At 66.7% G+C, this 20497-nt stretch carries 18 protein-coding genes; 7 read left to right on the forward strand and 11 right to left on the reverse strand.

Annotation, left to right across the window (positions count from 1 at the left end):
* Window positions 1-8: 8 nt before the first annotated feature.
* The gene (locus AC5Y47_RS08305; RefSeq protein WP_499943441.1) at window positions 9-854 is read left to right on the forward strand and encodes an SDR family NAD(P)-dependent oxidoreductase; all 846 of its coding nucleotides are present in this window, start codon (window positions 9-11) and stop codon (window positions 852-854) included.
* Here AC5Y47_RS08305 and AC5Y47_RS08310 read toward each other — a convergent pair.
* The 10 genes from AC5Y47_RS08310 to AC5Y47_RS08355 all read right to left on the reverse strand — a co-directional run bounded on the left by AC5Y47_RS08310 (window position 851) and on the right by AC5Y47_RS08355 (window position 12315).
* Window positions 851-3247 carry a CaiB/BaiF CoA transferase family protein gene (locus AC5Y47_RS08310; protein ID WP_499943442.1) on the reverse strand — a complete coding sequence of 799 codons (2397 nt, stop codon included), beginning with the start codon at window positions 3245-3247 and terminating at the stop codon, window positions 851-853. The genes AC5Y47_RS08305 and AC5Y47_RS08310 overlap by 4 nt on opposite strands.
* Window positions 3247-4221 (reverse strand): enoyl-CoA hydratase/isomerase family protein, encoded by a 975-nt coding sequence (locus AC5Y47_RS08315; protein ID WP_499943443.1) that lies wholly within the window; start codon window positions 4219-4221, stop codon window positions 3247-3249. The genes AC5Y47_RS08310 and AC5Y47_RS08315 overlap by 1 nt, the downstream gene beginning before the upstream one ends.
* 2 nt (window positions 4222-4223) lie before the next feature.
* Window positions 4224-5342 (reverse strand): M24 family metallopeptidase, encoded by a 1119-nt coding sequence (locus tag AC5Y47_RS08320; RefSeq protein ID WP_499943444.1) that lies wholly within the window; start codon window positions 5340-5342, stop codon window positions 4224-4226.
* Entirely contained in the window at window positions 5332-6558 is a 1227-nt protein-coding gene (locus AC5Y47_RS08325; RefSeq protein WP_499943445.1) for a M24 family metallopeptidase, read from the reverse strand. The genes AC5Y47_RS08320 and AC5Y47_RS08325 overlap by 11 nt, the downstream gene beginning before the upstream one ends.
* Window positions 6555-7712, reverse strand: a complete 1158-nt coding sequence (locus AC5Y47_RS08330) for an amidohydrolase family protein (RefSeq protein ID WP_499943446.1) — start codon at window positions 7710-7712, stop codon at window positions 6555-6557. Before AC5Y47_RS08330 ends, AC5Y47_RS08325 begins: the two co-directional genes overlap by 4 nt.
* Window positions 7713-7741: 29 nt before the next feature.
* Window positions 7742-8980, reverse strand: a complete 1239-nt coding sequence (locus tag AC5Y47_RS08335; RefSeq protein ID WP_499943447.1) for a cytochrome P450 — start codon at window positions 8978-8980, stop codon at window positions 7742-7744.
* A 2-nt stretch (window positions 8981-8982) separates the two neighbouring features.
* On the reverse strand, window positions 8983-9177 hold the full coding sequence (locus AC5Y47_RS08340; protein WP_499943448.1) for a ferredoxin: 195 nt from the start codon (window positions 9175-9177) through the stop codon (window positions 8983-8985).
* A complete protein-coding gene (locus AC5Y47_RS08345; RefSeq protein WP_499943449.1) occupies window positions 9174-9845 on the reverse strand; it encodes a TetR/AcrR family transcriptional regulator in 672 nt (223 codons plus the stop codon). The genes AC5Y47_RS08340 and AC5Y47_RS08345 overlap by 4 nt, the downstream gene beginning before the upstream one ends.
* 75 nt (window positions 9846-9920) lie before the next feature.
* Complete coding sequence (locus AC5Y47_RS08350) at window positions 9921-11429, reverse strand: FAD-dependent oxidoreductase (RefSeq protein ID WP_499943450.1); 1509 nt, start codon at window positions 11427-11429, stop codon at window positions 9921-9923.
* 46 nt (window positions 11430-11475) lie between these two features.
* A complete protein-coding gene (locus AC5Y47_RS08355; protein WP_499943451.1) occupies window positions 11476-12315 on the reverse strand; it encodes a glucose 1-dehydrogenase in 840 nt (279 codons plus the stop codon).
* Window positions 12316-12579: 264 nt separating this feature from the next.
* Between AC5Y47_RS08355 and AC5Y47_RS08360 the strand changes: the two genes are divergently transcribed.
* The 5 genes from AC5Y47_RS08360 to AC5Y47_RS08380 all read left to right on the forward strand — a co-directional run bounded on the left by AC5Y47_RS08360 (window position 12580) and on the right by AC5Y47_RS08380 (window position 18765).
* Window positions 12580-13626 (forward strand): glycosyltransferase family protein, encoded by a 1047-nt coding sequence (locus AC5Y47_RS08360; protein WP_499943672.1) that lies wholly within the window; start codon window positions 12580-12582, stop codon window positions 13624-13626.
* The gene (locus AC5Y47_RS08365) at window positions 13623-14861 is read left to right on the forward strand and encodes a glycosyltransferase family 4 protein (RefSeq protein WP_499943452.1); all 1239 of its coding nucleotides are present in this window, start codon (window positions 13623-13625) and stop codon (window positions 14859-14861) included. The genes AC5Y47_RS08360 and AC5Y47_RS08365 overlap by 4 nt, the downstream gene beginning before the upstream one ends.
* A complete protein-coding gene (locus AC5Y47_RS08370; protein ID WP_499943453.1) occupies window positions 14845-15732 on the forward strand; it encodes a glycosyltransferase in 888 nt (295 codons plus the stop codon). Before AC5Y47_RS08365 ends, AC5Y47_RS08370 begins: the two co-directional genes overlap by 17 nt.
* On the forward strand, window positions 15729-16574 hold the full coding sequence (locus AC5Y47_RS08375) for a glycosyltransferase family 2 protein (RefSeq protein WP_499943455.1): 846 nt from the start codon (window positions 15729-15731) through the stop codon (window positions 16572-16574). The genes AC5Y47_RS08370 and AC5Y47_RS08375 overlap by 4 nt, the downstream gene beginning before the upstream one ends.
* Window positions 16575-16641: 67 nt before the next feature.
* Window positions 16642-18765 (forward strand): catalase, encoded by a 2124-nt coding sequence (locus tag AC5Y47_RS08380; RefSeq protein WP_499943456.1) that lies wholly within the window; start codon window positions 16642-16644, stop codon window positions 18763-18765.
* Window positions 18766-18795: 30 nt separating this feature from the next.
* Here AC5Y47_RS08380 and AC5Y47_RS08385 read toward each other — a convergent pair whose 3' ends face one another.
* Complete coding sequence (locus tag AC5Y47_RS08385) at window positions 18796-19605, reverse strand: SDR family oxidoreductase (RefSeq protein ID WP_499943457.1); 810 nt, start codon at window positions 19603-19605, stop codon at window positions 18796-18798.
* 132 nt (window positions 19606-19737) lie between these two features.
* Between AC5Y47_RS08385 and AC5Y47_RS08390 the strand changes: the two genes are divergently transcribed.
* Window positions 19738-20493, forward strand: a complete 756-nt coding sequence (locus tag AC5Y47_RS08390) for an SDR family oxidoreductase (protein WP_499943459.1) — start codon at window positions 19738-19740, stop codon at window positions 20491-20493.
* Window positions 20494-20497 lie beyond the last annotated feature (4 nt).

The following is a 20497-nucleotide window of genomic DNA, read 5'->3' on the forward strand; positions in this document are numbered from 1 at the left end:
CCGTCCCTATGGGCGGAATTTCTAGCTACGAAGGCCGCGGGGCGGTCGTCACCGGCGGTGCCAGCGGCATCGGCTTGGCCACCGCGACGGAGTTCGCGCGCCGCGGGGCCAAGCTTGTCCTGGCCGACATCGACGGAACCGGTCTGGAACAGGCCGTTGCGCGGCTGCGCGGCGAAGGATTCGAGGCGCACGGCGTGGTGTGCGACGTCCGGCATCTGGACGAGGTCGTGAACCTGGCCGATGAGTCTTTCCAATTGCTCGGGCAGGTCGATGTGCTGTTCAGCAACGCCGGCATCGGCATCGGCGGCCCGATCGCGCAGATGACGCACGAGGACTGGCGCCTGGTGATCGACATCGACCTGTGGGGCGCCATTCACACCGTCGAAGCATTTCTGCCGAGGTTGATCGAGCAAGGGGCGGGGGGCCACATCGCCTTCACCGCGTCCTTCGCCGGACTGGTGCCGAACGCCGGCCTCGGAGTTTACGGAGTTGCCAAGTACGGAGTCGTCGCTCTCGCCGAAGTGCTGGCTCGCGAGCTCACGCCCAACGACATCGGAGTTTCGGTCTTGTGCCCCATGGTGATCGACACCAAGCTGGTGTCCAACTCGGAGCGGATCCGCGGGGCGGATCAGGCACTGGACTCGTCGCCGGACTCGGCCAACGACCTGGGTGCGCTGCCGGCACAGGACGAGACCGTCAACGTCGACAACTTCGCCCGTCTGACCGCCGACGCCATCGCGGCCAACCGCCTCTACGTGCTACCGCACGAGGCGTCCCGGGCCTCCATCCGCCGACGCTTCGAGCGCATCGACCGGACCTTCGACGAGCAGGCCGCCGAGGGCTGGCGCCACTAGCGTGCGGGCGCCCGGCCGATCACACCGTCGGCTTCCAGGTCGGCGATCTCGGTGTCGGTCAATCCCAGCTCGGTCAGCAGTTCGTGATTGTGTTGTCCCAGCAGCGGTGCGGGCCGGGTGTGAAACCGCTGCGGTCCCTCGGATAGTCGCATGGGCACGGTGCTGAGCCTGGCCGGGCCGCACACCGGATGGTCCACGACCTCGAAGAAGTCGCGCGCGGCCAGCTGAGCCAGTTCCGTCTGGCGGTGCGGCTGCATGACCTTGGCCACCGGCACCCCGGCTTCCCACAGCCGGTCGACGATCTCGTCACCGGTGCGGGTCTCACACCAGCGCGCCAGCTGCTTGTCGAGGTAGTCGTGCTGCTCACGTCGCCCCGCCGCGGTGGCCAGCGCGGGATCGGTTGCCCACGAGGGTGATTCGAGCGCCGCGCACAGCCGGTTCCATTGCTGGTCGGTCGCCACCGCGATCGCCACCCAGCTGTCCAGACGACCGAACTCGTCGACGTCTTTGGTTAGGTACAGGTTCTGCGGGGCGGCGGTCGGCCCCCGGTTGCCCGACCGTTGCAGCAGTGCGCCGTAGGCGGAGTATTCGATGAGTTGCTCGGCGGCGATGTTGAGGGCCGCATCCACCATGGCCGCTTCGACCAACACTCCTTGACCCGTGCGGCGGCGGTGTTCCAGTGCCAGCAGCAGCGCGTTGAGCGCGTGCACGCCGGCGTTGGGGTCGCCGACCGAATACGGCTCGAACGGGGTGCGATCGGGGTAGCCGGTCAACCAGCTCACGCCCGAGGCCGATTCGATGACGTAGGCGAATGCCGGGTTGTCGCGCCAGGGTCCGTCGAGGCCGAAGCCCGGCATCCGCATCAGCACCGCGTCGGCCCGAAGGGCCTGCACCGCAGCGAAATCCAGGCCTATCTGATCGAGGACCCGGGGTGTGAAGTTCTCGGCGATCACATCGCAACCGGTGATCAGACGGTGCAGCAGTTCCCGTCCGCGCGGGTGCTGCAGGTCCAGGGTGATGCCCTTCTTGTTGGTGTTGAGGGCGGCGAAGATGGGTGACTTCTCCCACCACAACTCTTCGGTGACGGGTATGCCGGCTATCAGTCGGGTGCCGTCGGGCCGGCGGGTGGATTCGACGTGGATCACCTCAGCACCGAGCATGGCCAGGAAATGTGTGCAGGAGGGTCCCGCCCAGAACGTCGTCAGGTCCAGGACGCGAAGTCCACTCAGCGGCAACGTCTCTCGGCGCCGGAGAGACGGGCGGGCCACCGGGTCGATTTGCCGGTAGCGGGCGGTGTGCTCACCCAGCCGGGGTGCGGGTCCCGGCGGCCGAAGCTGAGCGGGTCGCATCCGGTAGGGATGACCGGGCTGCAAGAACCCATCGCGCGGATTGCGGGTGAACGTGCCCCGCTCGACGAAGTGGTCCAGCGACATGACGTTGGCGCCATTGGCCACCGGTGCATTCGGGATCCGGAAGGCGGTGGCGAGTTCGCGGATGTCGTCCACCCGTTGGCTGCGTACCCAGGCGTAGATCTCGTCGGCATGGATATTGGCCTGCTCGGTGATGGTGAGCGGTGAGTTCTCGTCGATCCACTCCGGGTGCCCGACCATGGCACACAGATCGAACCACTGTTGCGCGGTCCCGCAGCCGAGGTCGACCAGACCGTCCGCCGCGGCGGCCACACCCGGCACTGTGGGCCGCCGCGCATCGCGCCACGGCCGCCCCAGCATCTCGAAGTAGGTGACCGGATAGTAAGTGAGGCCGAGGATCTGGGTCTCCAGCATGGACAGGTCGACGAGTTGGCCGTCGGTGTCGCGCTGGTAGCGCGAGGCCAGGATGGCCGCGCTGGCGTAGGCGCCGGCCAGGTACTCCCCGACCTGCCCGCCGACGAACACCGGCGCGCGGTCGGCCACGCCGCGGCCCAGCCCGATGATTCCCCCGGACCAGGCCTGCAGGGTGAACTCGGTGGCGGCGCGGTCCCGCCACGGGCCGCGTCGGCCGAACGGCGTGATCGAAGTGACCACCAGATGCGGATGACGCTCCCCGATCTGTTCGGGCGGAAAGGCTTCGGCCACGGCCGATCCCGGCGACCAGACCACGGCCTCCGCGGACGCCAGCACCCGGTCGACCAGGTCGATGTCGCCCGTGCTCGCTGGGTCGGCGACGATGCTGGACTTCGACCCGGCCAGGAAGCTGAACAACGCGCCGTCCGTTGCGCCGTCCTTTCCGAGGTCCGCACCCGACGCCGACCAGGATCGCAGCGGATCACCCTCGGGCGGTTCGATTTTGACGACGTCGGCGCCGCCGTCGGCCAGCAGTTTGGTGCAATAACCGCCCGCGATACCGGTGGACAGATCGACCACCGTGAAACCGGTCAACGGCGAATCGACCACTACCGCTTCTTCTTTCGGCCCTGGCCCTTGCGTGCCTTCTTGCTCAACCGCCAGTCGGGCGGAAACTTGTCGTCATTGTCTTTGACCGCGCCGCCGAGACCCCGCTCGATTGCCGCATCGAGGGAGAAGTCGCCGGTGTCGGCCCGGGCAGCGCCGCCGGCCGACTCGAAGAACCCGCCGAGCACACTGCCCAGGTATTCACCCTGGAACTGCTTCATGATCTCGAAGAACGTCTTCTGCATGAACACGGTGTCAGTGGGCCGGTTACGGGCACACGCGAGAGCGTATTTAGCGACCTCGGCTTCGAGTTGCCCGCGCGGCACCACACTGTTCAGGAAATTGCAGTCGTACATCTCCGCGGCGGTGAAAGCCCGTCCAGTGAACACCATTTCCTGGAACTTGCGGATGCCCATGGTCTGCGCCCACCACCACATCCGCGGTCCCCAGCCGTAATACCGGAAGGACGGATGCCCGAACAGCGCATCGTCGCTGGCGATCACCAGGTCGGCGTCGGCGGCCTGATAGAAGTGCCAGCCGTAGCAGTAGCCTTTGGCTTCGACGATGCTGATCTTCTTGAAGTCCTGCAGCCCGCGGATACCGGAGTTCGGATTCGCATACCACTGTCCGATGGCGCCGCCGTGGCGGAACGACCCCTTCGGCGGGTAGGTGACTTCGCCTGCCCCGATACCGAATTCGGCGAGCAACGCCGCCGGGTCCGCCGACTCCTTGGCTGCCATGAACTCCTCGAGGTCGGCACCGGATCCCAGGTCGGCGCCCTCGCCGCGGATCACCACCACCTTCACGTCGTCGTCGACACCGGCGCGGTGCAGCAGGTCGGCGTAGCGCCGCCGGGCAGCGATCGTCGGTGCGTTCAGGTAGTCGGGCCGATCGAAGGTGATGGTGGCGATACGGGTCTCGACGTCTTTGTCATACCGGATGATCTTGGCGGCCTTGCGGTCCGCCTTGTCGGCCATGTTCAACCGTGCCAGGACGGACTGCTGCTCAGCACTTCCGGGCCGTCGCGGGTGATCAGCACCGCTTCGCGTCCGAACACCGCACCGACACCGGGTTCCCAGACATAGCCCGTGACGGCCAACACCATTCCCGGTTCCAGCCGCTCGTCACCGGCTGTGCGCGGCAGCTGAGCGGAGATCACCGGCGGGTCGAAACCCATGCCCAGACCGCGCGCCACCGGCATCGGCGGCGCCGACTCCCCCGCCGCCTGGTAGGCCGCCAGCAGTTCGCCGGCACCGGTACCCGGCCGACAGGCCGCGATCAGCTTGTCCCACAACCGGTCCCATCGCGCGAAGACCGCCGCTGCCCCCGGTACCGACCCGACCGGCCACGTCCTGCCCACCTCGCCGATGTAACCGCGCGCCACGACGCCGGCCGAGAAGGCGACCAGGTCGCCGGTCTGGATCCGGCCGTCACTGTGGGCGCGCCGCCAGGAGTGCTCACGCGAAGTCACCCACGCCACATCCTGATTCGCCGGGGTGCTCACCCCGCCGGCGGCCAGCGCCTCCAGCAACACCCCGGCCAGCGTCTGCTCGGTCACCCCGGCCCGCAGCTCGGAGACCGCGGCGGCCAAACCCCGGTCGGCCACCGCGACGGACTCGCGCAGAGCGGCGATTTCGTCGTCGGTCTTGATGCGCCGGGCCGCGCGCATCGCGAGTTCACCGTCCACCAGCTCGGCGTGCGGAAACGCCGTCGGCAGCAACTGGGCGAAAACCGGTGACAGCGCGTCGGTTCCGACCCGGCGCGCGTCGGCGGCACCCTCGATGCGCTGCAGCGCCGCGATGGTGTTCACCGGGTTCCACGAGATGCCGTACAGGTTCTCGTGCGGGATGTCCTCGGGCACCCCTTCGTCCCAGGTACTGAGCAGGTGGATGGCACCGGTGGCGCGCACCAGTACGCAGGTGGGCCCGAACGGGCGCGTGCCGGCCACCCACAGTTGCGGTGCGCCGGTGACGTATCGGACGTTGGCCTGCCGGCCCAGGACCAGCACGTCGAGGTCGTACTCGGCCATCTGGACCAGCGCGCGTTCCCGACGGCCCAGGCGCAGCGCCCGGTCGTCGGCCAGGACTTCAGTTGCCATAGGGGTCATAGGGGTAGTCGGTCAATATCGTCGAGCCCTCCTCGGTGATCACCAGGACCTCTTCGCTGCGGTAGCCGCCGGTGCCGTCCTCCCACACCACCGGCTCGACCACCAGCACCATGCCCGATTGCAGCACGAAGTTCTCGTCGAACTCGTCGCCCAGATCCGTTCCGATCATGGGCATTTCGGCCGCGTTGACGCCGATGCCGTGGCCCAGGTAGAAGTGCGGGAGCCATGGCCGGGTGCCGTCGTTGGCCGCGATGGCGGCGCGGCCCAAGTCGGCGGCGGTGACTCCGGCACGGGCCACGCCCAGCACCGCGTCCATGATCTGTCGCCATTTGTCGAACTGGGCCTGCTGGCGCGGCGACGGGTCCTGTCCGACGATCCAGGTACGTCCGAAGTCCGAGCAGTAGCCCTGGTAGGTGATGCTGACGTCGGTCCACAGCACGTCGCCCTTGGCCAGCTCGCGTTCGGTGCTCAGCAACGGCAGCGCGAGGTCACCGTGGGTGGTCCACACCCCCTCGGCCCTGCTGTTCGGCATCACCTGCCAGATCGGTTCCAGCATGCTGGCCATCGCCCCGAGTTCGAAGGCGCGGCGCAGGAACCGGCCGGACAGGTCGACCTGGCGGATGCCGGGGGCCAATGCCTGGTGGACCTCGACCATCGCCTCGTCGGTGATCCGGACCGCGGTGCGGATGCAGGCGAGTTCGTCGGGGGTCTTGACCACCTTCGCGGCGCTGACCACGGCGGCCGCGTCGACGGGAGCGCCCCCCGGGAACAACGACTTCCGGGCACGCGACATCGCACCGGTCAACTCGTCGACGGCCACGGTCGAGCCGGCCGGGATCAGCTCGGCCAGACGGCGGGCGAAATCGGCTACGCCCTCGTCGAATTCGAGGTAGACCGGTCCGTGCAGGTGGTCGGTGGGAAGTTCCGACTCGTGCGCGGCACCTTCGCGGAACGGCAGGAACAGGTGCGGCCACGGGTCGTCGACGAGGACCACCGCTACCGGGCGCTCGACGTAGGAAATTCCGGCATCGCCCAGCGGCCAACTCGTCCCGGTGGCATAGACAACGGCGTTGTTGCCCAGCAGCACCAGGGCGTCGACGCCGCGTTCGGCCATCGCGGTGCGCAACCGCGCTCCCGTCTCGCGGCGCAGCCGGGACAGGTCCGGGGTCTCCGGGATGGTCAGACCGTCGGCCGCAAAAGTCGTCACAGGCCCAGGAATTCGGTGATGTTGCCGCTGACGATGCGGGTGGCGCGCTCCGGCCCGACGGCTTCGACGACGGCGGCCAGCGACTTCTCGGAATAGCCGTAGGTGCTTTCGTTGTGCGGGTAGTCACTGGACCACATGACCTTGTCGACCCCGATCCGGTCGATGAGCTCCAGGCCCAGCGGGTCGACCATGAACGAAGCGCTCATGTGGGTGTCCCAGTAGTAGCGGACGTCGTGTTCCAGCGGCCGGTTGAACATGTGCTGATAGGACGCCACCAGATGCTCCGCGTCTTGCAAAGCCCAAGGTACCCAGGCGATTCCACCTTCGAACCAGCCGATCCGCAGACTGGGATGATCGTCGAGGATGCCGGAGAAGAGGTACTTCGCGAACTGCTCCCGGAAGCCGTCGATATTGATCATCATCCCGACGACGACGCTGTTGAACTGGCACGGCGTTTTCGGCGGGGTCTCACCGATGTGATGCGTAACCGGCAGCCCGGCGGCTTCGATCTCGTCCCACACCGGCTTCATCGCGGTGCTGCCGTAGTCGATGATGTTTCCGTCGTCGTCCTTGCCCGGGTTCAGCGGTAGGAGGAATGTCTTGAGTCCCAACGACTTCAACTCGGCCAGTGTCTTGCGGGTGCCCTCCGGGTCCCACCAGTTGATCAACCCGGCGCCGTAGAAGTGACCGTTGGAGCGTTCCTGCAACTCCGCGATGTACTCGTTGTAGATACGGAAGGTGATCTCACGGAGCTTCTTGTCCGGGTAGTGGAACAACGCCAGAACCGCGTTGGGGAAGGCGAGTTCCTTGTCGACACCGTCTTCGCGCAACTCCTGAATGCGCGCTTCGATGTTGGTGCTGGCCGCCCCGGGCAGGTCGTCGTATTGCATTAGCACGGCACTGAAGTCACCGGGCAGGAACGACTGGCCCTTGCGACCCACTTGATACGCGCCGTCCTCGTACCAAATACGGGGTGCCTTGTCCTTCAGGTCTTCCGGGAAGCGCTCGTAGAAGATATCGGCGGCCAGCGAGATGTGATTGTCGGCGGAGAAAACCTCGGTCCCCGCGGGCAGACCCACGTTGCTGCCGATGGCGTGGCCTTTGCGATCCTTGGGTGCGCCAAAGCCTTTCGGTGGGTAGAGCGTGCTTGTCATCATTGACCTCTCTTGGGCTGTGAAAGGGCTTACCAGGTGATCGGCAGTTCGTGCACGCCGTAGGTGAGCCGGTCGTGTTTGAACGGGATCTCCTCGAACGGGACAGCCAACGCCATGGTGGGAATTCGCTGGAACAGGCTACGGAAGACGATCTGCAGTTCCGCGCGCGCCAACTGTTGTCCCACGCACTGGTGCCGGCCGTAGCCGAAGGCCACATGGCGGTCCGCGTTCGAGCGGTGCAGGTACAGCCGGTCCGGTTCGGTGAACGCTTCGGCGTCCCAATTCGCCGGGGCCAGATCGATGATGATGCCCTCGCCGGCGCGGATGACCTCGCCGGCGATCTGGATGTCCTCGCTTGCGACGCGGCGCTGACCGTTCTGGATGATGCTGAGGTAGCGCAGCAATTCCTCCACCGCATTGGCGACGATCTTCGGGTCTTCGGCATCCCGGATGGCCGGCAGCTGGTCGGGATTTTCCAGCAGCGCAAGCACACCGATGCCGATCATGTTGGCGGTGGTCTCGTGGCCGGCCATCAGCAAGCCACTACTCAACTGCGTGGCCTCTTTGAGGCTGAGATCGCCGGCCTTGACCCGTTCGGCCAGATCGGAAACTGCGTCCTCAGCTGGGTTGTCCATCTTGGCCTCGACCAGTTTGGACAGGTACTTGTACAGGCTCATCGCACCCTTGACGGTGTCCTCGCTGGTCGCGTAGCGAGCAAGTCCGACGTTGGCGTGCTCCTGGAACATCTCGGCGTCCTCGTAGGGCACCCCCAACAACTGACTGATCACCAGCGACGGGATCGGCAGGGCGATCGCGGAGACGAGGTCGGCCGGCTGCGGTCCCGCCAACATCTTGTCGATGTGGTCGTCGGTGATCTGCTGAATTGCCGTGCGAAGGCCTTCCACTCGCCGAAAGGTGAAGGGCTTGGACAACATTCGCCGGAAGCGGGTGTGTTCTTCGCCGTCAGAGGTGAAGACCGACCGGGGTCGCTTGTGCACCGTGGACAGCATGCGTTCGTTCCAGTGGGGAAAGCCAGGTATCCGGTCGTCCACGCTGACCCGCGAATCCGAGAAGAGCTCTCGGCACTGTTCGTAACCGGTGATCAGCCAGGGCGTGCTGCCGTCCCAGATCCGCACCCGGGAAAGTGGTTTCGCGTCAGCTAACGACATGACATCCGGCGGTGGGGCGAACGGGCACCCCGCGGCGCGTGCCATCGGATATTCGGGAATACCGGTGTCAGTGCTGTTATCCGTGAGTGTGTCGGACACGGTCACTCCTCGATCTGAATTGCCAGCGCCGGGCAGAAGGCGGCGGCTTTGCGGGCACCCTCGAACTGCTCGGCGGGTGGAGTGGGGTCGAGCAGGACGACGACGCCGTCCTCGTCGCGCTGGTCGAAAACCTCGGGTGCGTTCATCACGCAATTGCCCGACGATGCGCAGATGTCTTGATCGACAGTGATTTTCATATCTTCGGTGCTTCGCTTTCCGGGGTCACGGGAGCCAGCCACAGGCCCACGATCGCGTCGATGAGACCGGTCGCGGCCGCCCGCCAGGACGGGCGGGGCATCGAAGTGCCTTCGGCGAGTGCGCGTTCGAGATCCGCGCAGGTGTGCATCAACAGGTTGCGCGCCATGATGTTTCGCTCGAACCGCACCGCCACCGGCAGGTCCGGCAGGCAGCTGTTGATGCCGTCGATCACCTGGACCAGCGACGACGAGCTCAGCGCGTCCTTGACGACGATGTTGTGGTAGGCGGGATCGGTCATGGCCTGGGCGGCGAACCGGGCATACCAGGTGGGATTGCCCAGATCCTCCAGGTGCTCGGTGAGGGGGCAGACCAGACAGGCCACCCAGTCACGCATCCCCGCGGAATCCGGCAGGCCGGCCACCATCTGCTCGCGCAACTCCTCGACCGGCCCGCGGTGTTTCTGCTCGATCGCGCGCACCAGGTCGGCCTTGGTGCCGAAGTGGTAGCCGACGGCGGCGTTGTTGCCCTGCCCGGCGGCCTCGCTGACCTGACGGTTGGACACCGCGAACACCCCGTGCTCGGCGAACAGTCGCTCGGCGGCGACCAGGATCGCCTCCTGGGTGGAGCTGGCCCGGTCACTGCGCACCGGCCGGCCGACGGTGGTCATGCCGCCCAGTCAACCCCGCCCGGTGCGGTTAAGTCAAGCGATTGATTTAAAGGATCGGCGCCCGCGGAACGTCGATCAGCTCGATGCGGTCAGGTCGGTGGTGGCCGGCCCCTCCAGCAGCGTCCCGTCGGGCGCGAACCGGGACCCGTGCAGCGGGCATTCCCAGGCCCGATCGGCGTCGTTCCAATTGACGATGCCGCCCAGGTGCGGGCATACCGGGGAGACGACGTGTTCGACGCCGTCGACCCGGGACCGGGCCTCGAGATGCCACGGCGGACCGCTGACCACACCGCCTTCGTCGCTGTCGGGGCTGCGGTTGTGCCACCGCGTCGCCGGGGTGACCCAGCCCTTACCCAGGTTGAAGCCGACCTCGAGGTTGGCCTGCAGAGCCGTCGTCAACCCGGCGAGCTCATGCCGGCTCCAGCTGGCGAACGCGCTGGCCCAGTCCATCCGGCCACCGAGGATCCGACTCGACAGCGCCAGCGCCGCGGCAGGACCGTTGGTCATCCCCCACTTGTTGAATCCTGTTGCGATGTAGATCGTTTCGGAGTTCGGCAAGATCGGCCCGACATAGGGCAATTCGTCGATCGGGCTGTAGTCCTGGGCCGACCAGAAATGCGTCTGCTTCGCGCCCGGATAATGCTGGCGGGTCCATGACGACAGTTCTTCCAAAGCCTTGGTCGGGCTTTTCTCCCGGCCCACCGTGTGCCCCGCACCGCCGACGATCAGCAACTCGCCGTCCTTGACCGGCGCATACCGCACCGAGCGGGTCGGTGAGTCGGCGGAAATCATCATCGGCCGAGTGATGGTGCCCGGCACCTGGTAGGCCATGCAATAGGAGCGCTGCGGCTTGACCCGCGCGAAGTAGCCGCCGCGGTCCAGAATCGGCATCCCGGTGGCCAGCACCAACTGCTCGGCGCGCACGTCGACGTCCTGTCGCGACTCATCGTTGACGCGCAGTCGCACACCGTCGCCGCGGGTGGACACGCTGCGCACCCGGGTGCGCTCCACCAGGCGCCCGCCGTGCTCGAGCAGTTCGGTCACCAGCGCGTCCGAGAACTCCATCGGATCGAACTGCGCCTGCTCGGGCAGCCGAACGCCACCGTGGTACGGGAACGGCACGCCGGCGTCGTCCTCCCAGGTGACCGGCAGACCCACCGTTTGGCACGCTTTGAACTCGGCGCGTACCGAGGGGACGCCCTTGGCCGACTGGGCATAGGTGTAGGCGTCCTCCCGCTGCATCGCGACACCGCGCCGTCGGCAGTACTCCAGCACCCACTCCATGCCTTCCCGGTTGCCGTCCACGTAGGCGCGGGCGGTGTCCCGGCCGTGCCGGGGCAGGACCTTCGACAGGTGCGTGGACTGCAACAGGCTGATCTTGGCGGTCGTGTTCCCCGTCGTGCAGGCACCCACCGTCCGGGCTTCCAGCACCAGCACGTCTTTGCCGGCGCGCGCCAGCAGCACGGCGGTGGTCAACCCGGTGATGCCGGCACCGACCACGATGACGTCGGCCGACAACGGGCCGTCATCGAGCCGGCTTGCGGTCCAGGATGTCATTCGATCGGCAAGCCACAGAGAAGTCACGGAGATTTTGTTACCCGCAATCGCCCTCGACAAACGACCTATCGGGTCACAGGATCGGCCTTCCGCCGGTGACTGCCACACGCGCACCAGACACATAACTGGCCTCGTCGGAAGCCAACAGCACGTACACCGGGGCCAGTTCCGCGGGCTGTCCGGCCCGTCCGAGCGGCACGTCGTCCCCGAACGACGCGACCTTCTCGGTGGGCATGGTGGCCGGGATCAACGGCGTCCATATCGGTCCCGGCGCCACGCTGTTGACCCGGATGCCTTGCGGCCCAAGCAGTTGCGCAAGGCTGGCGGACAGATTGGCGATCGCGGCCTTGGTTGCCGCGTACGGCGCCAAGGTCGGGCTGGGAGAGTCGGAGTTCACCGAGGAGCTGCCGATGATCGACCCGCCGGAACTCATGTGCGGCAACGCCGCCTTGGTCAGGTAGAAGTAGGCACCCACATTCAGCTTGAAGGTGTGGTCCCATTCCTCGTCACTGATCTCGTCCAGGCTCTCGTGTGTCATCTGGTACGCGGCATTGTTCACCAGCACGTCGATGCGGCCGAACTCCGCAACCGCCCGGTCGACGACGGCCCGGCAATGCTGCGGGTCGGACAAATCTCCCGGAACCAGCACGCACTTGCGCCCGGCGTCCTCGACATAGCGCGCGACGTCTCGGGCGTCCTCGTCTTCGTTCAGGTAGGCGATCAGCACGTCGGCGCCCTCGCGGGCATAGGCGATCGCGACGGCGCGGCCGATGCCGCTGTCACCGCCGGTGATGATGGCCGCCTTGCCGGTCAACTTGCCCGAACCGGTATAGCTGTTCTCCCCGCAGTCCGGCACCGGGTCCATCTGCGCCTGACTGCCCGGTACCTCTTGCTGTTGTTCGGGAAAACCCATCGCTCAACCCTTCTCAAGCTCGTCGACTCCCCCTGACACTGGCCCAGTAGTAGCCGCTCCCGGACCGGATAAACCCGTCCATGACAGCCGGCGGCGAGGGGTTCTGTTGGCGCCCCGGTATTGCGTTTGACGGCTTGATTCGCGGGTATGTCCGACGGCACTGTTCTTCAGCCAGCAGGAACTGACTCCGCTTCATTTCAGCGGCCCGCTCGGGCTGTCTGTAGTCGTTGCCCTGGAAGGAACGTGGTGTTACGCGTCGCGTCGGTGCCGGCTTCGCACATCTACGTGCGTCACCTCGCCGACCCCACCACCGCCGACGTGACCAGGCTCGACGATCCCGTCCCGTCCGACGGTCGCAAGGTTCCGGGCGGTTGGTGGCCGCCGCTGATGCTGGAACCGGGCTGGGTCAGTGACAACCACGAGCGGTTCGACGTCTTCCACGTCCACTTCGGCTTCGACGCCGTCGGTCCCGAGGTGCTGGCCGAGGTCGTCCAGGAACTCAAGATGCACCGCAAGCCCCTGGTCTACACCGTCCACGATCTGCGTAACCCGCACCATCCCGATCCGGCAGCCCATGCCGAGCAACAGGATGTGCTGATCGCCGCCGCTGATGAGCTGATCACGCTGACACCCGGTGCCGCGCAGCAGATTTGGCGGCGCTGGGAACGTCGCGCCCGGGTGCTGCCCCACCCGCATGTGCTGGACAGGGACCATATCGAGCAGCCTCGGGGACACCAGGAGCGCTTCGTGATCGGGGTGCACGCCAAGAGCGTGCGTGCCAACATGGATCCGTTGGCGGTGGTGGAAGCCCTTACGCGGGTCGTCTCGGACCTTCCCGACGCGGTGTTGCAGATCGACGTGCATGACGAGATCTTCGATCCCGCCAATCATTGGTTCGCCCCCGAGTTCGGTTTCGCCCTGCTGGAGTACCGCCACCATCCGCAGGTGGACGTGCGGGTGCATCCCTACTTCTCCGACGACGAACTCTGGGAATATCTTGCCGCACTGACGGTTTCGGTGCTGCCGTATCGCTTCGGCACCCATTCGGGGTGGCTGGAAGCCTGCTACGACCTGGGCACCGCGGTCGTTGCGCCCAGTTGCGGGTACTACGATCAGCAGCGTCCGTGTGGCGTGTTCCATTGCGATGAAAGCACTTTCGACGAAGCGTCGCTGCATCGGGCGATCCTCGACGCGCACCGGAGATGGGCGGCCGGTGACGCCGCGCCGCGCGCGACATGGACCGAAAGGCTCGCCGAACGGCGCGAACTCGCCCGCGCGCACCGTCAGATCTATCAGGACGTGCAGTTATGACCGCACCGTTGCGCGTCGCGCTGATCGCCTCGAACCGATTTCCGATCCGCCAACCCTTTGCCGGCGGGCTGGAGGCACACGTCTTCCAGTTGGCCCGCGGACTGGCGGCGCGGGGTTGTCAGGTGTCGTTGTTCGCCGCGCCCGACTCGGACCCGGCACTGGATTGTCAGACGCTGGACGTGCGTCCGCTGGGTTTGTCCGAGGCGGCGCGACGTGACGTGTCGATGCCCTCGGGCACGTTCATGGCCGACCACCATGCCTACCTGTCCCTGATGCTGTGGCTGGCCGGCCCCGGTCGCGCGGAGTTCGACGTCATCCACAACCACAGCCTGCACTACCTGCCGGTGGCGATGGCGTCGGCATTGTCGACCCCGATGCTGACCACCGTGCACACTCCGCCGACACCCTGGCTGGAGTCGGCGATCGACGCGTCCGGCGGAACGCAGGCACGCTTCGCGGCCGTTTCGCGGCACACCGCAGCGTCGTGGCAGGATGTCGCCGGTCCGGTCACCGTGGTACCCAACGGCATCGACACCCGGCAATGGCCGCTCGGTCCCGGTGGGCCAAACCTGTTGTGGTCTGGGCGGATAACTCCCGAGAAGGCACCGCATCTGGCGATTGCCGTCGCCCGGAGCAGCGGCTGGCCGTTGACCCTCGCAGGGCCCATCTGCGACGAGCGGTACTTCGCCGAACAGGTGGCACCCCACCTGCGCTGCGGTATCCGATATGCGGGTCACCTGGACCACGATCGGCTGGCCCGGCTGGTCGGGCGGGCCGCGGCGGCCCTGGTCACGCCGACCTGGGACGAGCCCTACGGGCTGGTGGTCGCCGAGGCGATGGCGTGCGGGACGCCGGTCGTGGCCTTCGCCCGGGGCGGCATCCCCGAACTCATCAGCGAGGACTCGGGCCGACTCGTCGACGCCGGCGACGTGAACGCGATGGCCGAGGCCATCTCCGAAGCGGTTCGGCTGCCCCGAGATCGGGTGCGCGAGCACGCCATACGGCACTGCTCGTCGACGGTGATGGTCGGCGCCTACTGCGGTCTGTATCGCGAGATGATCGACGAGTCGACAGGTGAGGCAGATGATCGGCTACTACATCCACCATCAAGGTTTCGGGCACCTGGCGCGAGCCGTCAGTATCTGCGAGCGGATGCAGACTCCGGTGACCGCGTTGACCTCACTCGATATCACCGGGCCGCAGCCCTTTTCGGCAATCGTGAAGCTATCGCGTGACGACGATGCCGAGCAGGTGCGCGAACCCACAGCCCACGGTGCCCTGCATTGGGCGCCGCAACACGATCTGGGATTCACCGCCCGGATGGATCAGATCGCCCGCTGGGTCGCCGACGCGCGGCCGCAGGCCGTCGTCGTCGATGTGTCGGTCGAAGTGGCAACCTTCGTCCGGCTGCTCGGTGTGCCCGTTGTCGTGATGGCGTTGCCCGGCAAGCGGATTGACGCTCCGCACCTGTTGGTGCACCGCATCGCCGACCACATCGTGGCTGCCTGGCCCAAGGCGTTGTGCGTGCCTTCCTGGCTGCGCCCATACGAAGACAAGACCAGCTACGTCGGTGGGATCAGCCGCTTCGAGGGACGCGCTTGCTCCGGTCCCGACCGTGCGCACCGCACCGCCGTGTCGGTCGAGGACATGCGGGTGCTGGTGTTGGGCGGCGCCGACGATAACTTCGGCGCGGCTTTGGAGCACTGTGCCGCAACGTATCCCGAGTTCAGCTGGACCGCGCTGGGCGGCAAAAGCGGTGTGTGGCACGAGGACCCGTGGCCGGCGATCTGCGCCGCCGACGTCGTGGTCAGCCATGCGGGTCAGGGCGCCATCGCCGATATCGCGGCGGCGCAACGGCTTGCGGTCGTAGTCCCCGAGCCGCGTCCTTTCGACGAGCAGCAGGCCACCGCGAAGATACTGAGGCGGCACCGGCTGGCCGTCGTCGCCCACGATTCTCCGGACCAGCGGGCCTGGCCGGCCCTGCTCGCACACGCCAGTGCCGGTGACCCGGTGCGCTGGTGCCGGTGGCAGGTCGACGGGGCGGCGGCGCGCGCCGCCGCGGCCATCGAGTCCACCGCGCAACGATGCAGGCGGGGGGCGGCATGAAAACCGCGGTCGTCACCGCCGTGCACGGCAGGAGTGCACATCTGCGCAGACAGCTCGAGGGATTGGCCAGCGGCACTCGAGCCGCGGACGTCCACGTCGTGGTGGCGCTCGACGATCCGGCGGTCAGCGCAATCGTGGCCGAGGCGGACGGGCCTACCCTCGTCGTGGACTGCGCGGCCGGCAAACCGCTGCCGGTTGCGTTGGGACGCAACCTGGGTGCGCAAACCGCGATTCGCGAACATGCCGAGCTGCTGATCTTTCTGGACGTCGACTGTATTCCCGGCGCCGAACTGATCGAGCGCTACCATGCCGTCGCGAGCCGGCCCGAGCATGCCAACGCCATGTTCTGTGGACCGGTCACCTATCTGCAGCCGCCGCCGCCATCGGGCTACGTCCTATCCGAGATCCGGGCTCACCCTTATCCGCATCCCGCCCGCCCGGCGCCGCCCGACGGGTCCGTGCTGGACACCACGGATTACACCCTGTTCTGGTCACTGTCCTTCGCACTGAAAACCGTTACCTGGCAACGCATCGGCGGATTCTGTGAGCTCTACCGCGGCTACGGCGGCGAGGACACCGACTTCGCGCAGTGCGCGGCCGCCAAGGCAGTGCCGATGCGTTGGGTGGGCGGAGCGCACGCCTTTCACCAATACCACCCGGTTGCCGATCCACCCTTCGACCACCTCGACGACATCCTGCGCAACGCCGCGATCTTCTACCGGAGGTGGGGCTGGTGGCCGATGGAAGGCTGGTTGTCCTCCTTCGCGGCCCGTGGTGTCATACGCCGCGAGGCCAACGGGCGACCCGTGCGCGTGGGCGTGCGTTCACCGATCGGGCGTTGACGAGTGTCTTGGCAATTAATTGGGTAATCCGCGCGGTATCACCGAACGACAGCCCGGGAGTTGAAACATGCCACCTGCCCGTAAGCCCTCGCAATCCGCCCCCCGCCGCGCCAGCGCGACCGGCGCAACCAGCAACGCCGACAGCGACGCCGACCCGCGTAGCCAGCAAGGCAAGTACCTAACCACAGCCCAAGGTGTGCGCCTGCCGGACACCGACCACTCGCTGAAGGCCGGCAACCGTGGCCCCAGCCTGCTGGAGGATTTCCACCTGCGCGAGAAGATCACCCATTTCGACCACGAACGCATCCCCGAGCGCGTGGTGCACGCGCGGGGCGCGGCCGCGCACGGCGTGTTCGAGGCCTACGGCACCGCGTCGGACTACACCCGGGCCGGCTTCCTGGCCCGCAAGGGCAGGAAGACCGAGGTGTTCTGCCGGTTCTCCACGGTGCTGGGGTCACGCGGTTCGGCGGACACCGTCCGCGACACCCGTGGCTTCGCGGTGAAGTTCTACACCGACGAAGGCAATTTCGACTTGGTGGGCAACAACATGCCGGTGTTCTTCATCCAGGACGGCATCAAGTTCCCGGACGTCGTGCACGCCGCCAAGCCGCATCCGGACCGCGAGATCCCGCAGGCGCAATCCGCCCACGACACGTTCTGGGACTTCGTGTCGCTGCACACCGAAGCCACCCACCACGTGTTCTGGAACATGAGCGACCGCGGCATCCCCCGCTCGTATCGCACCATGGAGGGGTTCGGTGTGCACACCTTCCGGCTGACGAACCGGAAGGGCAAGACCAGCCTCGCCAAGTTCCATTGGAAGCCGGTGGCGGGAGTCCATTCCCAGGTGTGGGAAGAAGCGCAGATCACCGCGGGCTGCGACCCGGACTTCCACCGCCGCGACATGGCCGACGCCATCGACGCGGGTGCCTTCTTCGAATACGAGCTCGGCATCCAGGTGATGCCCGACGACGGAACCGAGACCTACGAGGGGATCGACCTGCTGGATCCGACGAAAATCGTTCCGGAGGAACTGGTTCCGGTCACGCTCATCGGCAAGCTGACGCTCAATCGCAATCCCACCAACTACTTCGCCGAGACCGAGCAGGTGGCCTTCCACACCGGCAACCTGGTTCCCGGCATCGAACCCACCAACGACCCACTGATGCAGGCTCGGCTGTTCTCCTACCTCGACACGCAGCTGACCCGGTTGGGTGGACCCAACTTCGCCCAGTTGCCGATCAACCGCCCGCATTGCCCGGTCAACGACATGTTGCGCGACGGGATGCACCAGACGGCGATCCACGAAGGCATCGCGCCCTACCGTCCCAACAGCATCGACGACGGCGAACCCGAGGTGGCCGATGCCGGCAACGGTGGGTATGTCCAGACGCCGCGCGCCATCAACGGCCCGGCCGTTCGGGAGAACCCGACTTCGTTCGAGGACCACTTCACCCAACCGGCGATGTTCTACCGCAGCCTGAGCCGGGTCGAACAACTGCACGTCATCGAGGCGTTCACCTTCGAACTCGGCAAGTGCTACGAGCAGGCGATCAAGGAACGTGAGCTGGAGGTGCTGGCCAACGTCGACACCGACCTGTGCGAACAGGTCGCGGCCGGTCTGGGTTTGCCTGCGCCCAAAGGCAATCCACCCAAAGAGGTGCAGACGTCGGCGGCGTTGTCCCAGGTGTATGCCGAGCCGGGTCCGGTCGACGGCCGCAAGGTCGGCATCATCGCCGACGCGGGTTCCGATCTCGCGGGTGTGTCGAAATTGATCAAGGCGGTGCTGGCCGCCGGCGCGGTTCCGATGCTCACCGCGCCGGTGGGCGGGAAACTCAAGTCGGGACGACGGGTCGAGATCGTCGAGCGTACGTTGCTGACCGCGCGGTCCGTCGAGTTCGATGCCGTGATCGTCGCCGCGGGCACCCAGCCCAGCGGGGACATCAAGTTGGTGACGTTGCTGCAGGAGGCTTTCCGGCACTGCAAGCCGGTGGGCGCCTGGGGAGATGGCGTCGCTGTCCTGGCGCAGGCGGGCATCTCGCCCGACGATCCCGGGGTGCTGGTCTCCGACGACATTGACAGGAAGGCCACCGCCGCTATCTTGGCCGCGCTCGGGATGCACCGGGTGTGGGCGCGCGAGCCGAAGGTGCTGGCGTCGGCGGTCCCGCCGGGCAAGAACAAGAAGAAGTGACGCTGGCCGCTGCCGACGATGCGTGCCATGTCATGTCTCGCGTTTGCGCGACCGGATCACCTTGCCGGCGACCGTCCCGCCGTCCACCGGTAGCACGGTTCCGGTGACATAGCGGGACCGGTCGGTGGCGAAGTACAGCGCCGCCTCTGCGACGTCGTCGGGCGTGCCCTCCCGCTTGAGCGGCCGGTCGTCGCGCATGGTCTGGCGGATCGACGCCTCGAAACGCTCCAGTTGCTCGGCATCCATGCCCTGGGTGGACGACGCCAGGATGGGTGTGGGTATGTTGCCCGGCGCGATGGCGTTGACTCGAATTTCGTAGTGCGCCAGCTCGATTGCCGCAGACTTGGTGAATTGGATGACCGCGGCTTTGGATGCGCGGTAGGTCGCGACACCGCCGCCGGCCAGGATGCCACCGATCGAGCTCACGTTGATGATGGAGCCGCCACCGTTGGCTACCATGTGCCGGGCCGCGTCTCGGGTGCCCACCATCACCCCAAGGACGTTGACCGCCATCACGCGATGGAAATGCGCGAAGTCGTCGTCGAGTAACCGACCGAGCGGACTGGAGATCCCCGCGTTGTTCACCATGACGTGCAGTCCGCCGAACTTCTCGACAGCGGTCGTCACGGCCGCGCCGACCTGTTCGGGATCGGAGACGTCGGTGCGGTGGAACAGCGTGGAGTCGCCCAGGTCGCGCGAAAGCTGCTCGCCCGATTCCTGTTGCACGTCGGCGATCACGACGCGCGCGCCCTCGGCTGCGAATCGCTGCACGATGCCGCGGCCGATGCCCGAAGCGCCGCCGGTGACGATGGCTACCTTGTCCGCCAATTCATTGACCACCCGTCGAGTTAATCGGCGTGACCGGCATTAAGTCAAGCAGTTGATTTAAGATGACGGGTCGCCTTTGGTCTCGGCGGACCGTTGCGCCATGCTGAACGGGCTATCTACTCGGGCGGTGGGAAGGGCATGGCAATGAAGGTTTTGGTCATCGGTGGCACCGGGCTCATCGGCTCGCAGGTCGTCGCGAACCTCAGCGAACTGGGACACGAGGCCGTCGCGGCATCGCCGCGTTCGGGAGTCAACGCCGTGACCGGCGAGGGCGTCGCGGATGCGATGTCGGGCGTGGATGTCGTTGTCGACGTGGCCAATTCGCCGTCGTTCGCCGACGACGACGTGCTGAACTTCTTCACCACCTCGACGGCGAATCTACTGGAGGCCGAACGGGCAGCCGGAGTGAAGAATCACGTCGCCCTGTCGATCGTGGGCACCGACCGGGTGCCGCAAAGCGGCTACCTGCGCGCCAAGGCCGCTCAAGAGCGGCTGATCACCGAGTCCGGCGCGCCCTACTCCATCGTGCGGGCCACCCAGTTCTTCGAGTTCGTCACGGGCATCGCCGACTCCGCATCCGACGGGAACACGGTGCGACTGTCGCACGACGCGGCCATCCAGCCGATCGCCGCCCAAGACGTCGCGGCCGCCGTCGCCCGCGCGGCTGTGAACCCGCCGCTCAACCGCATCACCAACATCGCGGGTCCGCAGCGATACGGCATGGACGAATTCGTGCGCATCGGCCTTGCGGCTCACGGCGATCCGCGCGAAGTGGTGACGGACCCGACGGCTACCTACTTCGGTGCCGTGCTCGACGGCCGCAGCATCGTGCCGGTCGAGGGTGAGGACGTGACCATCTGCGAGACACGCTTCGAGGATTGGGCCGGCACCCAAGGGTGATGGC

The sequence above is a fragment of the Mycobacterium sp. NGS22 genome (genome assembly GCF_059813095.1).